15 protein-coding genes and 1 pseudogene are annotated in these 15,289 nt (G+C 62.4%); 3 read left to right on the top strand and 13 right to left on the bottom strand.

All coding sequences use genetic code 11. The features are described 5' to 3' along the window. Positions 1-280: 280 nt before the first annotated feature. The gene (locus QMG56_RS22255; RefSeq protein WP_113944551.1) at positions 281-556 is read right to left on the bottom strand and encodes a DNA -binding domain-containing protein; all 276 of its coding nucleotides are present in this window, start codon (positions 554-556) and stop codon (positions 281-283) included. Positions 557-616: 60 nt separating this feature from the next. Next, positions 617-883: a helix-turn-helix transcriptional regulator gene (locus QMG56_RS22250; protein WP_281825009.1), complete on the bottom strand. Its 267-nt coding sequence runs from the start codon at positions 881-883 to the stop codon at positions 617-619. Between the two features lie 328 nt (positions 884-1,211). On the opposite strand from QMG56_RS22250, the gene QMG56_RS22245 reads away from it, so the two are divergent. Next, complete coding sequence (locus QMG56_RS22245) at positions 1,212-1,532, top strand: helix-turn-helix domain-containing protein (RefSeq protein ID WP_281825007.1); 321 nt, start codon at positions 1,212-1,214, stop codon at positions 1,530-1,532. After that, positions 1,510-2,751, top strand: a complete 1,242-nt coding sequence (locus QMG56_RS22240) for a type II toxin-antitoxin system HipA family toxin (protein WP_281825005.1) — start codon at positions 1,510-1,512, stop codon at positions 2,749-2,751. The genes QMG56_RS22245 and QMG56_RS22240 overlap by 23 nt, the downstream gene beginning before the upstream one ends. 95 nt (positions 2,752-2,846) lie before the next feature. On the opposite strand, the gene QMG56_RS22235 is transcribed toward QMG56_RS22240, so the two are convergent. Continuing rightward, positions 2,847-3,173 carry a DUF736 domain-containing protein gene (locus QMG56_RS22235; protein ID WP_024899152.1) on the bottom strand — a complete coding sequence of 109 codons (327 nt, stop codon included), beginning with the start codon at positions 3,171-3,173 and terminating at the stop codon, positions 2,847-2,849. A 568-nt stretch (positions 3,174-3,741) separates the two neighbouring features. Beyond that, positions 3,742-4,182: a hypothetical protein gene (locus QMG56_RS22230; RefSeq protein WP_094540693.1), complete on the bottom strand. Its 441-nt coding sequence runs from the start codon at positions 4,180-4,182 to the stop codon at positions 3,742-3,744. A gap of 232 nt (positions 4,183-4,414) precedes the next feature. On the opposite strand from QMG56_RS22230, the gene QMG56_RS22225 reads away from it, so the two are divergent. Then, positions 4,415-4,915 carry a hypothetical protein gene (locus QMG56_RS22225; RefSeq protein ID WP_015740143.1) on the top strand — a complete coding sequence of 167 codons (501 nt, stop codon included), beginning with the start codon at positions 4,415-4,417 and terminating at the stop codon, positions 4,913-4,915. A 32-nt stretch (positions 4,916-4,947) separates the two neighbouring features. Here QMG56_RS22225 and QMG56_RS22220 read toward each other — a convergent pair whose 3' ends face one another. The 9 genes and pseudogenes from QMG56_RS22220 to QMG56_RS22180 all read right to left on the bottom strand — a co-directional run. Further along, positions 4,948-5,874: a DUF2493 domain-containing protein gene (locus tag QMG56_RS22220; protein ID WP_094540694.1), complete on the bottom strand. Its 927-nt coding sequence runs from the start codon at positions 5,872-5,874 to the stop codon at positions 4,948-4,950. 306 nt (positions 5,875-6,180) lie between these two features. Then, complete coding sequence (locus tag QMG56_RS22215) at positions 6,181-7,218, bottom strand: toprim domain-containing protein (RefSeq protein ID WP_281824997.1); 1,038 nt, start codon at positions 7,216-7,218, stop codon at positions 6,181-6,183. Further along, the gene (locus QMG56_RS22210) at positions 7,218-11,540 is read right to left on the bottom strand and encodes a strawberry notch family protein (protein ID WP_281824996.1); all 4,323 of its coding nucleotides are present in this window, start codon (positions 11,538-11,540) and stop codon (positions 7,218-7,220) included. Before QMG56_RS22210 ends, QMG56_RS22215 begins: the two co-directional genes overlap by 1 nt. A gap of 158 nt (positions 11,541-11,698) precedes the next feature. Next, positions 11,699-12,343, bottom strand: a complete 645-nt coding sequence (locus QMG56_RS22205; RefSeq protein ID WP_112830902.1) for an antitoxin of toxin-antitoxin stability system — start codon at positions 12,341-12,343, stop codon at positions 11,699-11,701. Continuing rightward, positions 12,336-12,752, bottom strand: coding sequence for a hypothetical protein (locus tag QMG56_RS22200; protein WP_081725750.1), 417 nt, complete (start codon positions 12,750-12,752; stop codon positions 12,336-12,338). Before QMG56_RS22200 ends, QMG56_RS22205 begins: the two co-directional genes overlap by 8 nt. 65 nt (positions 12,753-12,817) lie before the next feature. Then, positions 12,818-13,366 carry a hypothetical protein gene (locus QMG56_RS22195; protein ID WP_281824992.1) on the bottom strand — a complete coding sequence of 183 codons (549 nt, stop codon included), beginning with the start codon at positions 13,364-13,366 and terminating at the stop codon, positions 12,818-12,820. A 199-nt stretch (positions 13,367-13,565) separates the two neighbouring features. Beyond that, a complete protein-coding gene (locus QMG56_RS22190) occupies positions 13,566-13,730 on the bottom strand; it encodes a hypothetical protein (protein ID WP_009450567.1) in 165 nt (54 codons plus the stop codon). 417 nt (positions 13,731-14,147) lie between these two features. After that, positions 14,148-14,453, bottom strand: a complete 306-nt coding sequence (locus QMG56_RS22185) for a hypothetical protein (protein WP_009450568.1) — start codon at positions 14,451-14,453, stop codon at positions 14,148-14,150. A 97-nt stretch (positions 14,454-14,550) separates the two neighbouring features. Next, positions 14,551-15,289: pseudogene (locus QMG56_RS22180) on the bottom strand (DNA-binding protein); the annotation flags it as partial.

The following is a 15,289-nucleotide window of genomic DNA, read 5'->3' as shown; positions in this document are numbered from 1 at the left end:
CACCTGATCAATGACGACAACGATATGAAGAGGGCCCCGATCGGGGCCCTCTTCATATCGTTAGGCCCGCATCAACAGTGGCCTGCTTTTACTCCGCCCCGGTGGCCTGGAATCTGACCGCCGTTGACACAGCGGGATGTATCCGGCTTCATTGCTCCGCTCCTGGTTGAAACTGCACAGGTGGAGCGTGAAAGAATTGCGGCGCCTCTACCGAGATGGAAGCCAGAACAAAGACATGGGGTGATGCTCTGAAGGCATCACTGGTGCGACGGCGGCGAGGTCAGGTCCGATCTGTCGGATGACTCAGCAGCTGACGATAGCCGCTCTGTGTCATCCAGCGCGCCCGTGCCAGATGGCTGTCATGGACTTGCCGTGCGCGTTCAGGTTCCCGAACAGGGTCAATTCCGAACAGCACATTGACGACTTCGGCCCATTCCGCCCCATCATCAGCCGCATCGAGCAGTCGCATATAGAGCTTGATATGCGCGCGGTCATATTCGGTCAGCTCGTCGCTAACAGGTGCAATATCGTCGAACGGGGGAAGCGGAGATGTCATGTCGCGGGTCGCCACAGAGCACAGGCCGCCGCAGCGGATCGATGATGCCGCCCGCGCCCGTCAGACGTCATGGATCTGTCGGTGTCTCTTCTCGTCTTGGCCATGTACCAGCAACACTCCTTGCCCGCGATCCGTGGACAGGAGAACAATCCCTGCTGCTTCAAGCGCCCGGCGCACCTGATCCCGCGTTGTCTCATACACCTCGAGCCGGTTCTCGGACTCAAGGCGTTTCAGGGCAGTCAGCGATATTCGGGCCTTGTCAGCGAGCGTCTCCTGCGTCCAACCCAGCAACGCGCGTGCGGCCCGCGACTGTCGAGCGGTGATCATGCATGATCACCTCCCATCGCGACCGGCGCGCATTCCAGAACTACGGCTATTTTAGTCGCTCTTGTCCAATCCGCCACATGAAATCGCTGAAGCGAGCCATCAAGCTATTTGCGCAGCACACCGCTCAGTGTGCGCGATTCGCCGGCCACAGCTCGGGAAGGCAGCACTTCTGCCTGGAATTTTCCGGCATTGCTCCGCGACTGACTGATCCTCAAACGATCCAATTGGTATTTGTATGATATGTTTGGAGATCATATCCTTGACCTGCGCGGCAGGATAAGATACGTCTCCAGATCAATATCACAGAAATGATCCGCAAAGGCATCACATGAAGGCCGAAGCAGAAACACTGGGGGTGATCGGCGACCATTTTCGCCGCGCCCGGCTGGCGGCGGGGTTGACCCAGGAGCAAGTGGCGGATCTCTCTGGCATATCGCGGCCGCGTTACCGCGACATCGAGACGGGTGCGGCGGCAGCGCGCGCCACGACATTGATCAACATTGCCCGTGCGCTCGGGCTGGAGATGATGCTGGTCCCCCAGACGATGGTGCCCGCCATCGAAGCGCTCTTGCACCCCGAGACCGAGGACGACCGCCCGGCCTTCAGCCCGCAACCGGAGAGCGACGATGACAGCCGCCCGCACCGCTGAGACCATCCCGTCGCTGGACGTGTTCCTGAACAGCGTGCGGGTCGGCACGATCGTCAGGACGCCGGGCGACTTCAACGCCTTCAGCCTTGACCCGACGTATCGCGCTACCGGAGGCCACCCGGTTCTGAGCCTGTCCCTGCGTGCCGCCACAGGGGGGCTGCGCAAAGACCCACGACCGGTCGCCGGCGCCTTACCGCCCTTCTTTGCCAACCTGCTGCCCGAAGACAGGCTGCGCGAGGCGATGGAAAAGCACCATGCGGGCAATGTGCGGCCGGGGAACGATTTCGACCTGCTCGCAGCTCTTGGCGCGGATCTGCCGGGGGCGGTGCGGGTGCTGCCCAGTGACGGTCAACCGGGCGCCGCAACGGGGCCCCCCCAAGGACGGCCCAAGGCCCGCTTCTCACTGGCGGGCGTGCAGATGAAGCTCTCTGTGATGAAGAACACCGGCAAGGGCGGTGGGCTGACCCTGCCGCTTGGTGATGGCGAAGGGCAGTATATCGCGAAATTCCCCTCCACCGCCTTTCCGGCGGTGTCCGAGAACGAGTTCGCGAATCTTGCGCTTGCCGAAGCGATCGGCATGGATGTGCCCGAGCGGGAACTGGTCGGTCGCGACCAGTTCGAGGGCATCCCCGAAGAGTTCGAGACTCTCGCGGAAGGGCTGGTCCTGCTGGTCCGACGCTTTGATCGCGGAAGTGATGGACAACGCATCCATATCGAGGATTTTGCGCAGGTCTTCGGCCTGTATCCGGCGCGCAAATATGACGGGGCCGCCTCTCACGACATCGCATCGGTGCTGAACGTGGCGATCTCGCCCTTTGCCGCACTGGAGTTTGTCCGGCGGCTGACCTTCTCGGTGGTCATGGGCAATGGCGACATGCACCTCAAGAACTGGTCACTGATCTATCCGGGCAGTGGCGGCACGCCCGCCCTTGCGCCGATCTACGATATGCTTTCGACCGTTCCCTATATTCCGGCCGATGGACTGGCGCTGTCACTCGGTGGCGAGCGGGCCTTCAAGGGGCTGACACCGGCCCGCTGGAAGATTTTTGCCAACCGCGCAAGGCTTCCCGAGCCGGCCGTCCTCAAAGCCGTCGCCGAAACGGCGAAGCGCATCGATGCGCAATGGTGGACCCTGCCGGAACGCGAAGCCGTCCCCCCGGCCGTGCTGGAACGGATCGACGCCCATGTGAAAACCATGGTTCCGATCCTGAGCGACTGATCCGTGCCAGACACGGCAGGGCGCGGTGGCCTGACGGCTTTCCCTAGGGCATGAGAAAGGCCCCGACCTAGCGGTCGGGGCCTTTGTGCCGCGCCTTAGTCGCCGCGGCGACCGTTAGGGCGGGACCAGATGAGGGAGAAGGTTTCGCCTTCTTCGTCATCGAAGAGGTTGGCGTAGATCGGGGCGTTGAAGCTCGGATCGTCCAGCTTGAGGCCCAGATAGTCGCGGCCCTCGTTGGAGCGCTTGGACCAGGCGGCGCCGATTTCGGCGCGGCCGACCAGAACGCGGTGGCTGGGGGCGTTCTCGCCGGTGGCGCGCAGGTCGGGGATGATGCGCACGCCCTTGGCCTGGACGCTGAGGGTGACGATTTCGCCGGTGAATTCGTTCGAGCCGGTCTTCTTGAAGGTGCCGATGGTTGCCATTTTAAGTCTCCGATTTCCGTTTCCGAGCCCGCACCATTGCGGCCTCTATGGCGATCGTCCGGCCGGAGACGAACGCTGGCGCACCCCAAAGGGGCTGGACAGCACAGGAGAAACTTTCTTGTTCCGCGCGGAATGTCGGCTTTGCCGGCAGGGGAAGAAAGTTGTGACGACGCTGTTGCGCTAGGGCGGTCGAAGCGCATCGCGCTGGTCTTCGGCCAGATCAGGCCATTGAAGAGGCCGTTTGGAGCGGTCGAGACACGGGGGCTGAACGGAGATGTGGCAACCTTGAGGCTCCATCAGGATGACCTGACCGGCAACACCGGCCTTTCCTGTCACCATGCGTCTCAGATCATGCGCATCTCTGCTTCCGGCCTGTTCCACCGGCATGCCACCACCCGCGGGTTCCCGTCAGTCTGCACGCGCTGGTGCCGACCGTCCTGCGCTCCTATGGGCCGCGTCTGTGCCCCAGGTTGATCCGGTGATTGGCCGCTGTCTGTCACCATTTTCCTGACGAAGACGGAAAACGATCAGCATCCGCGTCTGGTCGCCATCAACGGATCATTGCGGTTCAGGTTCGTGCAAAGCCGCCGTCCGCGTGGTCGGTTGCCGCCATACCCGTAACGCGCAGGAACGCCGTCACGCCCACCGCAACCGCTCCGATCACCGAGAAGATGAGTTGCCATATCTCCGAGGGCATCATGTGCTTGACAATACCGAGCGTGGCGTAAAATCCGGCCATTCCCGCCGGAGCGACGAAGGCCAGAGCAATCAGCAGACGCGCCCACATCGGGCGGATCAGCATGAGCAGGCCCTGACCAACAGCCAGCGTTAGACCGGCGGCGAGAAGACCAACGACGATGCCGCCGAGCCAACCAGCCCCAGTATCATAGGCCAAGGTGCCTGCATTCAGGCCAATAAAGAACGGCAAAGCGAATACGGCGAGATTGAACAGCAGCCAGCACATGGTGCCGATGGCTGCGATGGAAACGAGGATTCCGAGAACGATCATGGTGGTGTCTCCGTGCAAAAGGTTGGACGGTTGTGCCTTCCACCACCACCACGGCGCAGCCACAGAATAGCAGCATTCCTCTCACCGGGCGAGATGAGATAGTTTGTAAGGTCAAGCCTCTCTGTAAACTTGCCGCTTGAACAAGAAAGCTGATGCGTCTGGTAGACCAGTATCGGCTCTACCTCTACGGTGGTTATATTGTTGGGTGGTGGAAGGCTGCGGGTTAAAGTCTATGGCAGAAATCGATTGGTCAGATCGAGCATTTTACGACGATGGCGAATGGGTAAGCTGGTCAGACATCGATGAGCAGCTTCGTCACAAGGAGTGGGGAGCGAAGTATCCAAACGCCATCCGATCAATGATCCCATATTTTGAGGACCTGATCTCACTCGCTGAGAGCTACCATCTGGAGACTGGCCTGCATTTGTCCGTGTATGGCGACATCGGCGAATTGTTCGGGGCCATCACCTACGGCATCAAGTTGAACAAGACCTACGCGCAGGGTTCGGACGGCAGGCTCGAAAACGATCATGTCGAAATCAAAACCATCACACCTTTCAAGACCAAGGACGTAGTGATGGTGGATACATCGAGGCATTTCAACAAGTTGCTCGTGGTCAAAATAAATGCGGAGTTCCAGGTCTCCGGGCGAATGGTCAGCCGCAAGCAATTGCCAAAGCGCTCAGGCCGTTATCTCCGGATTCGCTGGGAGGACCTGGCGCTCTTGCAGTAGTGCGCAATGGCGTTATGCCGAACCGGCAGCGCTCACGCGCTGCCGGTTCCGAAGCGATAAACTGGGATGCCCATCTTGCGAGCCTTGTCGGCCAGGTTGTCCTGAATACCCGTGCCGGGGAAGATGATGACCCCGATCGGCATGATGCCGAGCATCTGGTCGTTGCGCTTGAACGGTGCTGCCTTGGCATGTTTTGCCCAGTCGGGTTTGAAGGCGACCTGTGCGACCTTGCGGTTATTGGCCCAGGTGGCCGCGATGCGTTCCGCGCCCTTGGGCGATCCGCCGTGCATCAGCACCATGTCCGGGTGCTTGGCGTGGACCTGATCGAGCTTGGCCCAGATCGTCCGGTGATCGGTGGTGTCGCCACCCGAGAAGGCGATCTTCGGTCCTGCGGGCAGCAGCACCTCGTTGTCGGCACGGCGCTTTGCGGCGATGAAGTCGCGGCTGTCGATCATGGCCGAGGTCATCTGGCGATGGTTGACCCGTGAGCCGGAGCGTTGCGACCAGGGCGTGCCGGTAGTGCGCAGATAGATGTCGGCGGCGGTTTCACGGAAGGTCTCCATGCCGTCGCGGCGTTCGATCAGGCTTTGGCCTGCACCGATCAGGGTTTCGAGCTGGACGGATTTAACCTCGCTGCCGTCCTGTTCGCGTTGAAGGCGTTTCTGCGCCTGCTCGTTATCGTCGAGTTTGTGCTCGATCCGCTCGACAGCGCGGTGGAAGGTGTTGACGGTGGACCAGAGGATTTCGTCGAGGTCGAAATCGAGGCTAGTGTCGGCCATGGTGGAAATCAGGGCGTCGAAGATGTCGGAGACTGCGCCCTGGATGACGTGATCTTCGGGTGTGATCCGGGGATCGGCCTCGTCTTCGGAGGGGCGGTAGCCGTAGAGTTCGAGTTCCTCGATGGCATGGCCGGTCGGGGACGTGCTGTGATCGGGTTCGAAATCGTCGTGCGCGTACATGGGATGCTTCCGTCAGTTGGACCGCGACCGTCGCGGCCTTCATGGCGACGAAAGCGCACGGGCGCTCCGGTCTGGCAGCGCGAGCCTCTGGCGAGTGCCTTGATGGCAAAGCCCGGCTGATTTGTTTCGCGCTGTAAAGGCGGCTCCGCCGCCGACGGAAATCAGTCGGGCGCCGCCATTGCCTGACCGGAGCGTTTGTGGGCCGATCGCCCTCTCAGAAGGCCAAGGCGCGGTCCTCTGCTGATGAAAGGATGCAGCCTATGCGCATGACAGGATCGGTACGCCCCGATCACGGTCTCGTGCCGGCTATTCTATTGAAGCCATGAAGCGGCTGACGTCCTCGGGAGCGATTTGCACCCGGATCTCTGCCCGAACGGCATCCAGCCCGTGAGTTGTGAGATCTTCGTTGAAATCCCCCATCATGGGTGAGAGCGTGATGGTCTCGATCCCGGCCTCGTGCGCCCGGTCCACCAGGCTATCGCGGGCGCTGTCACCTGCCGGATCGTTGTCGCGGACGATATAGAGCCTGCGCAGGTGCTGCGGGAACAGGATGGCAGAGAGATGCCCGGCCGAGAGTGCGGAAACCATTGGCATGGTGGGCAGAGCCTGACGCAGCGACAGGATGGTTTCGATACCTTCCCCCGCTGCCATGGCATCCTGCGCATCACCGAAACGAACCGCATGTCCGAGCAGGTCGCCCATTGCCTTCCTCGGCGGATCGACAGGTGCCTTGCCGGAACCGTCCGCGGCCAGCCAGGTGCGGTGCGCACCGGTGATCCTGCCATCGAGGTCTGTGACGGCGGCGATCATGGCGGGCCATGTTTCGGTCGGGCCATTGTCCTCGGGCCGCCAGTAGCAGTTGGGATGGAAACGCAGATTTGCGGTCTGGCGTAAATCCGTAATGCCGCGTCCGCGTAAATACGCTTCTGCGATGCTTCCAATCAGCGGCTGTGTCATGCGCCAGAGGCGGCGTGGGGCCTCGGATGATCCCGATGGTGCTGGCGTTCGGGACTGACGGGATGGTGGATGCGGTTCAGGATGCGGCAGGCTGAGGAAGCGCCGGGCTTCTTCGGCAACGTCTGCGAAGTCGATCAGACCAAGCGAGTCCCGGATCACGTCCAGCAGATCGCCATATTCCCCCGTGGCCGAGTCCTGCCATTTACCGGCAATGCCTTTCACGCTGTCGTGCAGCCGGACGAACATGGAGCGGCCAGCCGTGTTTCGGACATCGCCAACCTGCCAGTAATTGCCCTGTTTGCGACCATTCGACAGATAGTGGCGGCACACCGCCTCGGCCTGTCGGCCGAGACGCTGCGACAGTTCGGAAGCGTTGAGACGCGCCATTATGCGGCCTCCCGCTCACCGATGCGCAGGGCCGGGAAGCGGTCGAGCAGTTTGCCGGTGATCTCCGGTCCCGTTGCATCGACGGGCACGAAGAAGCGCAGTTTCCACGAGATGATCTCGCTGAAGAGGCCATAGGCCCGCAGCCGGTCGCGCATCGCGTCAGTAAAGCCGGTCAGTTCGATCCGGTTGGCGCCCATGACGCGGACGCGGCGCAGTTGCAGCCCCTCGGCGAGATCAAGGATCGTGCGACCTTCGATCAGCGCGGCATAGGCGGCATTGGGTGTCAAGCTGCTGGTGACACCACTGGCCGAAGCATTGGCAGCCCAGGCCGGCGATACCCGGCGACCGATGATGCGTTCGCCCTCATCAGTCTGGAGGCGATAGACGCGGGAGGAGTCTTGCGGCAGACGCTTCCAGATTGGCAGAAGCAGCCCTGTCACCATATGCAGGATGCTGTCGGTGAACTCCGGCACCTCGGCCAGTTCCGCCTTCCAGGCCACGGTGAAGGCGGCACGGTCGGCCTCAAGCCAATGGGTCTCGCCCATCGCCCGCACCGGAATGTTGATCGCCTCCATCGGCCGGATCAGACGAACGCGCCGTTCGATCTCGCCATCATCCAGCATGACGCTGGTGGTCGGGATTTGCACAGCGGCACGACCGGATCGCTCGTTGATGAGCAGTTTGGCACGCGGATCATCCAGTTCCGCCAGGGCGGCATCGAGCGTGACGGGCTGATTGCGTTTGCGCTCGGTGAGCGTCAGCAGCCGGGTTTCTGCCCCGGTGCCCGGATGGGTGTGGATCACCTGCCGGTCTGTGACGATGAAGCTTTCGGCCTTCAGCGTTTCCAGCCCCATGTCATAGGTGCCGGATGCAATCGCCCCGTCGATCCGCGCCTGCAGAAGCTGTTCGAAGCCCGAGAACAGGATGCCCTGCAACTCGATGGTCAGCGCCAGCAGGCGGTTGAGAAAGGTGGTGATCGGCGGCAGTTCGTCCTTCACACCATTGCTGTCCATCAGCTTCAGGCCGGTGGCGGACTCAAACCGCTCCAGCGAGCATCCCTCGACCTTGCCGCGCACAATCAGCAGATAGAGCTGGCGCAGCGCGTCGCGGGCATAGGCGGATTCCAGATTGTCTTCGGGACGGAACAGCCCCTGACCTCCGGTCTGGCGCTGGCCGCGGGTGATCGCGCCCAGCGTGTCGAGGCGGCGAGCGATGGTCGAGAGGAAGCGCTTCTCGGCTTTGACATCCGTGGCGATGGGTCTGAACAGCGGCGGCTGCGCCTGATTGGTACGGTTGGTGCGCCCGAGCCCCTGAATGGCAGCATCCGCCTTCCAGCCCGGGTCCAGCAGGTAATGCACGCGTAGCCGCTGGTTTTTCGCCGAGAGTTCGGCGTGGTAGCTGCGCCCCGTGCCACCGGCATCAGAGAAGACCAGAATGCGCTTCTGGTCATCCATGAAGGCCGAAGTCTCGGCAAGGTTGGCAGAAGGCGCTCGGTTCTCGACTGCAAGGCGTGCCGATGCTCCGTCGCCCTTGCGCACGATCCGGCGTGAACGGCCCGTGACCTCCGCCACCATATCCGTGCCGAAACGCTGGACGATCTGGTCGAGCGCACCGGGGACAGGCGGAAGCGAACCCAACTGCTCCAGCATCTCGTCGCGCCGGGCTACGGCTTCGCGGCATTCCACCGGCTGACCGTCGCGGAAGACGGGGCGTGACGAGAGGTTCCCCTCGCCATCGGTAAACGGCTCATAGAGCTGCACCGGGAAGGAATGCTGCAAATACGAGCCGACATACTCCCTGGGCGTGACATCGACGGAAATATCGTTCCATTCCTCGGTCGGGATTTCGGACAGCCGGCGTTCCATCTGGGCTTCGCCGGTCGAGACGATCTGGATGACGGCGGCATGGCCCGCTTCCAGATCGGCATCGATGGACCGGATCAGGGTCGGGGTTTTCATGGAGGTCAGCAGATGGCCGAAGAAGCGCTGCTTGGTGCTTTCAAAGGCCGAACGGGCGGCGGATTTGGCCTGCCGGTTCAGCGTTCCCTCGCTGCCGGTGATGTTGGCTGCTTCCATCGCCGCATCCAGATTCCCGTGAATGACGGCGAAGGCGGCAGCATATGAGTCGTAGATGTGCCGCTGTTCGTCGGTGAGCTGATGCTCGATCAGTTCATATTCGACGCCATCATAGGAGAGCGAGCGGGCGGTATAGAGGCCGAGGGATCGAAGATCGCGGGCCAGCACTTCCATGGCCGCAACGCCACCGGCTTCGATCGCCTCGACGAACTCGGCACGGGTCTGGAACGGAAAATCCTCACCGCCCCAGAGACCGAGGCGCTGTGCATAAGCAAGGTTGTGAACTGTGGTGGCCCCGGTTGCCGAGACATAAACCACGCGGGCATCGGGCAGCGCGTGCTGGAGCCTCAGGCCCGCACGTCCCTGCTGCGAGGCGGCGACATCGCCGCGTTCGCCTTTTCCGCCACCGGCATTCTGCATGGAATGGCTCTCGTCGAATATAATGGCTCCATCGAAATCGGACCTCAACCATTCGACGATCTGCTTGACGCGCGAAACCTTCTCGCCCCGGTCGTCGGAGCGTAGCGTGGCATAGGTGGTAAAAAGGATGCCCTCCGACAGCGTGATCGGCTTGCCCTGCGGAAAGCGTGACAGAGGCGTGACAAGCAACCGTTCCATGCCAAGCGCCGACCAGTCGCGCTGCGCGTCCTCGATCAGCTTGTCGGATTTGGAGATCCAGATCGCCTTGCGCCGACCGCGCAGCCAGTTGTCGAGAATGATGGCAGCAGACTGGCGGCCCTTGCCAGCGCCGGTTCCGTCACCGAGCATGAAGCCGCGGCGGAAGCGGATCGATCCGGCAGCATCCTCGGGCGCGGCGCTCACTTTGTCGAAGTGCTCATCCACGGTCCATGCGCCGGCGAGATGATCGGCATGGGCTTCACCGGCATAGATCACCGTTTCGAGCTGGGCGTCCGACAGACGCGCGCAGATGTCGGCCGGCAGCATCGGCTGGTAGGACGGTTTGGGCGGTGCGACCGAGGCCATGGCGGCGGATTGCACCAGCTTGGTCGGATGCGGCTGTGCGTCTGGGATGCGCAGCGATTGCAGCGCATATTCCTCATAGATGGCGTCGGACAGGCGAGCGCCTTCCGGTGGCGTCCAGTCCACGGTCCCATAGACGAGTTCGACGCCCTCCGGATCGTTGGCCGGAGCAGCGGCAGGCCGCGGTGCTGTCGCGCGGGCCAGATAGCCTCGCACAGTTTTCGGCGCGGTGGCCGAAGCGGAAACCACGATCTTCGGCAATGACACTGGCAGGCGCGGCGGAACCTGCGCCTCGATCCAGCCGATCAGCGTGGCGACATCGGGCGCGATCCCTAGCGATACCGGAAAAATGCCCGGATCGTCGGCGGGCAGTTTGTCGATAATGGTCAGCCGCGTGTCGATCGTGGTGCCGTGCTTTGCATAGACCGCGCCGTCGACGGCGGCGGTGAACACCACACGGCCACGCGCCTGCAAGCGGATGAAGGCGTCCCGCCATGCCGGAGCTTCGGGGCCAAAGCCTGCGCCGGTGATCGTCACCAGCCGACCGCCCGGTGCAAGACGGGCCAGCGCCGAGGCAACATGGCGGTAGGCCGCATCGGCGACACGCCCGCTGACATTGGCCATAACCGAGAAGGGCGGGTTCATCAGCACCGCGGACGGGACGGCATCTGGGGGCAAATGGTCGTCGATCTGGGCGGCGTCGAACTGGGTGACGGCAAAAGCAGGAAAGAGCTGGGCAAGCAGATCGGCGCGGGTCTCGGCGAGTTCATTGAGGATCAGCGAGCCGCCGATCGTCTGCGCCAGTATCGCCAGAAGGCCGGTGCCCGCCGATGGTTCCAGCACGCGATCATCGGGTGTGATCGCGGCGGCTGTCAGAGCGGCAAGGCCGAGCGGGATCGGCGTCGAAAACTGCTGGAAGCTCTGGCTTTCCTCGGAGCGGCGGGTCTGCGTCGGCAATAGTCCGGCGATCTTTGCCAGCACGGAAATCCGTGCAGCCGGAGACACGGCTTTACGGAAAAGCGCCTTTCCGTATTTGCGCATGAAGAGAACCGTAGAGACTTCGCACGCCTCATAGGCCAGCTTCCAGTCCCACGCGCCGGTAGCGTCGGACGCGCCGAAGGCCGTTTCCATCGCACCGCGCAAGGTGGCGGCATCGACGCGCTGACCGCGTTCGAGATGGGGGAGTAAAAGATTGGCCGCAGCCAGAATGGCGGGCGCAGCCGCCATTGGTGTGACCGGGTCGGTCACGGGGAACACCATGTTCATGTCTGGAACCTCAGGAGAGCGGAAAGGACAGGCCCGAACAGCGCTCTCTCTCGACCGCCCGGACTTAACCCCTTCCGGCCCGCCTCTGACTCTCAAAGCGCAGCATAAAAAAAGCGCCCCGACCGGACGGTGGGGCGCTTGTCAGCGTATTCTCGGGATCATCCAAAGCGGCGACCAGTTGCGGTGAAGGTGTATTCATTTGCGGCAATGGTTGCATCGACAGCCTCGTCCGAGGACAGATAATCATACTCGCGCTCAAGCTGGCGGTAGAGCCAGCGGGCCAGATCGCGCAGCGCCTCGATGACCGCCTCCTCGGCATCAGCGGTCATGTCCTGCCAGGTCGGGCTGTCGCGCTCGACCGCGATCGACATGCAGTATTCGTGATAATAATGGCCGCGATGGCTGGCATCGGCGCGAAGCTGATAGAAGTTTCGGCGCTGGATCGCCTGAAGGGTATCGGCGATGCGGTGCAGTTCGGTGTCCTGCGGGGCGTATTCCCTGATCCGGCGCGGCGCATTTTTCCGGTAGGAATAGAAGGTCTCGAAACAGGCGCCATCACCTTGCGACCAGAAGCCCCGGAAGCAAATACAGGGGGCTTGCCGTGTACCCCCGCCCATCAACCGGACGGTGCGGGTCTTGAGATTCAAACCGAGGATCTCGGCGATGCGCTGAAAATCCTCATAGACGGCATCGTACCAGTCATAGTCGAAGCCGCCTTCGCGATACCAGGCACGGGCCTTGTCCTTCGCCGCTTCGGACAATTCGTCGAGGCGATAGACGGTGGTTTCGATGATCTCAGGCATGGGGATCGCCTCCCTCCAGCACGGTGGAAAGCCAGCCATCGGTAGAGATCCAGTCCACCGTCTTGCCGGTGGCGAGATCAAGGACATGCGCCCCACCACCAAATCCGTCGATGCGCGGTTTCGAGCAGCTATTTGCGTACTGGAAACCCCACAATCCACTCAGGCCAAATTCGGCAGCGCAGCGTTTGACGAATTGGATGACATGCTCAGGATCGCCGGTGACGTCATCGCGCATCCAGAGTTGCGTACCGCCATGCTCTGGCTGGATGGAGAGCAGGAAGCCATCGGAGGGCGGATCCTCAACGGCATTGTCATCCGCCAGAGCTTTGTAGAGATCCAGCGCGCGGGCAGCGTTTTCGGGGGTGCCTACATCGAGCAGGCAAGAAAAGTGCGTGAAATAATCGGCCATGATAGTCTCCTGGCATGACATGGCCCGGCGTGTGGCCGAGCCGAATGGGATGAAATGGGTGAAGCTCAGGCGGCCTGCGGCAGGCGGAGCAGATCGGCCGAGGTCTCGCGCCAAAAGGAATCGACCAACCGGGCTTCCAGCGCAGCGGCGCGGTAACGCAGCCGTCTCGCCGCTTCGGGATCTGATGTCCGAAACGCCATACCGCGCAGGCGGCTGGCCTCGGTCACGATCCTGCGTGCCTCGGCATCGGAGGCGACAGGCTGTTGCCAGAGGATAATGCCGGCGCGGATTTCGCCAGCGAGGACCAGGCGTTGATCTTGGTCCTGAATGAGCATGATGCGCGGCTGAAAATACGGAAAGCTGTCCGGCCCCGTGCAAATATCACCGCGCGACAGGCGCAAGGCTGCGGCCTGGATGGCCTCTTCCGGTGACGGGCATTCGCCAAGCGGGATCACGCGGTCAAAACCGTTCGCCGCGTCACTGGCGTCATAACTGGCCACGCCAAGGCATGAGATACGCAGCGGCAGCTTTTGCGACCGATAAAGCGCGGGCAGAACATCGGCATCCAGAATCTGGCCGATGGAACGGAAGGTTTCGGAACGGGCAAAGGTCATCGGCATCACTCCATGACGGGCGCCGGTGAGCCTCTCTCTCCGACCCTCAACCCGTCACGGCCGAACGGCCCGCACTCTTCCTCTCTGACCGGGCTCGTTCCCGGTTCCGCTGCCGGCGATGGGAACCATCGCGAGGCGCTGAAGGCCCGAAGCGCGGGCTGCCGCGCTCGGGCCGTCGGGGATGAGGCGCTTTCGCGCCTTATTCCCACGGGTCCAGCTCCAGCTTCACCATGTCGTCGTCGCCGTCGAACTCGGCGGCAGGGCACGCGGCGTGGGTGCCGTCTCCGGCCTGGAACACAACGATCGAAACCATCAGCGTGGCGGCAAGGCTGGCGGCGAAGGCGGTGGCATCTGCATAGGACATGGGTTCCGGCTCCTGTCTTTGGGAGGCGGGGGACCATCCCCCGCGCGACAGGCGCCCGAAGTGTCTGACCGGATCTGCAATCACCCGAGGGCGTTCGGACTTTTCCCGAATCCCCGAGGGCGGCACGCGCGCGTAAGCCGACCCCTTTGGGGTTGAATGTCAAAGAGACGGATCGGACCAAGGTTTGCGAATGGAAGCGGAGGTGGTTTTTCGCATCTGACAGGATGCCGGATACCCGTCGCAGATGCTCTGCCGCGTCAGCCTTGCCACCATGCTGGCATCAGGATCGTGTTCCTTCAGGCCAGAGATGGCTGCCGCTTGTCCTGATCGGGATGGCGGATTGCATGGTGAAGCCGGATTGGGTCCGTCCGGTGCAGACATCCCATCCTCACGGCCAGAGACCCTGCGATCGGGTCTTCAGCTCCAAAGCCCATCGGCAATTTCGCGGGCAACCATCGCGCGGGCTTTCATCATCAGATCGTCGCCCGATGTATCGATGTGACCATAGAAGCGCGCACGGCCGCCATGGGCAGTCCATTCGGCATAGCGGCAGTATTCACGGGCATCGAGCCGGAAAACGCGCATATCTTCGGCCCAATGGGGCTTTGGCTCCACAACAACGGTCATGCCGTCGCGGCTTTCTTCCCAGGGCAGTGTACGCTCCAGCGGACGGTTTTCCCGATCCTGAGCAAATATTTCATCAACGTCGATGCTGGCAGCCATGGCGGCTCTCCAAAGAAAAAGCCCGATCACGAGGATCGGGCGAGTTACGGAAACGGAGCGGTTAGAACGGGGCGACCGAAGCCGCCCCGCATGAGTGCTATTCAGCAGCGACCATATGCTGTTCTTCCTCATCATCAGCGGGGTCGTCCTCGCCATCGCCGGAGAGGAAATCGGGCAGATTGTCGGCTTCCGCCGCAGTGCCCGATGCCGGGTCGACTTCGATACCCTCGTCCGCCATGCGCAGCGGCTCAGGCAGCCAGCCGGTTTCCGCCAGCAGGCGTTCGGCTTCCTTGGCCATGTCGCCCTTCTTGAGATGTCCGATCAACTCGGCGGCCCGGTCTCCGGCCCCTTCACGTACAGCTTCAAGGATACGCGGCTTGGTCACGCGGCCGAGATAATTGGCGACCGTCGGCCGCCAGCCCACGGCCACCATGTCGAGGCCGGTCGAACGGGCCAGCCGGTCAGCCTGCGACAGGCGGATGTCCAGCCCGTGCTGGCTGACGCCCGTGCCGCTGTAAGGGTTCGGCTTCTCATAGAGCGCATTGACACCGAAGCTGACGCAATGGGCGAGTAACTCCATGCGCGACCCATCGTCCAGATCGGTCAGCCAATCCCAGAGGGCGGCATCGTCTGCCGGGACATGATCGCCCCAGCGTTCGTGGCGGTCAGCGATAGCCTTGGCCGACGCGCTGTCGCGCAGATCCTCGGCCTGTGCGGGCAGATGAACCTCCCGGACCTGGGCTTCGAGGCATCCCTTGCTGGAATGCGGCATGAAGCAATCCATGGCCAGCCTGTGCAGCAGTGCCGTCATAGCGACATGCGGGTTTACTGCCACC

Source organism: Sphingobium sp. BS19 (assembly GCF_027925545.1).
GTDB lineage: Bacteria > Pseudomonadota > Alphaproteobacteria > Sphingomonadales > Sphingomonadaceae > Sphingobium.
Note: the sequence above shows the minus strand (reverse complement) of the source record. Positions and strands in the feature narration are given on the sequence as shown.

Bases quoted from the DNA above. Each gene is read 5' to 3' on its own strand.
- QMG56_RS22185 (WP_009450568.1), bottom strand. From the start codon at position 14,453: ATGGCTGCCAGCATCGACGTTGATGAAATATTTGCTCAGGATCGGGAA.
- QMG56_RS22250 (WP_281825009.1), bottom strand. From the start codon at position 883: ATGATCACCGCTCGACAGTCGCGGGCCGCACGCGCGTTGCTGGGTTGG.
- QMG56_RS22240 (WP_281825005.1), top strand. From the start codon at position 1,510: ATGACAGCCGCCCGCACCGCTGAGACCATCCCGTCGCTGGACGTGTTC.
- QMG56_RS22200 (WP_081725750.1), bottom strand. From the start codon at position 12,752: ATGGCCGATTATTTCACGCACTTTTCTTGCCTGCTCGATGTAGGCACC.
- QMG56_RS22225 (WP_015740143.1), top strand. From the start codon at position 4,415: ATGGCAGAAATCGATTGGTCAGATCGAGCATTTTACGACGATGGCGAA.
- QMG56_RS22205 (WP_112830902.1), bottom strand. From the start codon at position 12,343: ATGCCTGAGATCATCGAAACCACCGTCTATCGCCTCGACGAATTGTCC.
- QMG56_RS22220 (WP_094540694.1), bottom strand. From the start codon at position 5,874: ATGTACGCGCACGACGATTTCGAACCCGATCACAGCACGTCCCCGACC.
- QMG56_RS22210 (WP_281824996.1), bottom strand. From the start codon at position 11,540: ATGAACATGGTGTTCCCCGTGACCGACCCGGTCACACCAATGGCGGCT.
- QMG56_RS22255 (WP_113944551.1), bottom strand. From the start codon at position 556: ATGACATCTCCGCTTCCCCCGTTCGACGATATTGCACCTGTTAGCGAC.
- QMG56_RS22230 (WP_094540693.1), bottom strand. From the start codon at position 4,182: ATGATCGTTCTCGGAATCCTCGTTTCCATCGCAGCCATCGGCACCATG.
- QMG56_RS22195 (WP_281824992.1), bottom strand. From the start codon at position 13,366: ATGACCTTTGCCCGTTCCGAAACCTTCCGTTCCATCGGCCAGATTCTG.
- QMG56_RS22235 (WP_024899152.1), bottom strand. From the start codon at position 3,173: ATGGCAACCATCGGCACCTTCAAGAAGACCGGCTCGAACGAATTCACC.
- QMG56_RS22245 (WP_281825007.1), top strand. From the start codon at position 1,212: ATGAAGGCCGAAGCAGAAACACTGGGGGTGATCGGCGACCATTTTCGC.
- QMG56_RS22215 (WP_281824997.1), bottom strand. From the start codon at position 7,218: ATGGCGCGTCTCAACGCTTCCGAACTGTCGCAGCGTCTCGGCCGACAG.
- QMG56_RS22190 (WP_009450567.1), bottom strand. From the start codon at position 13,730: ATGTCCTATGCAGATGCCACCGCCTTCGCCGCCAGCCTTGCCGCCACG.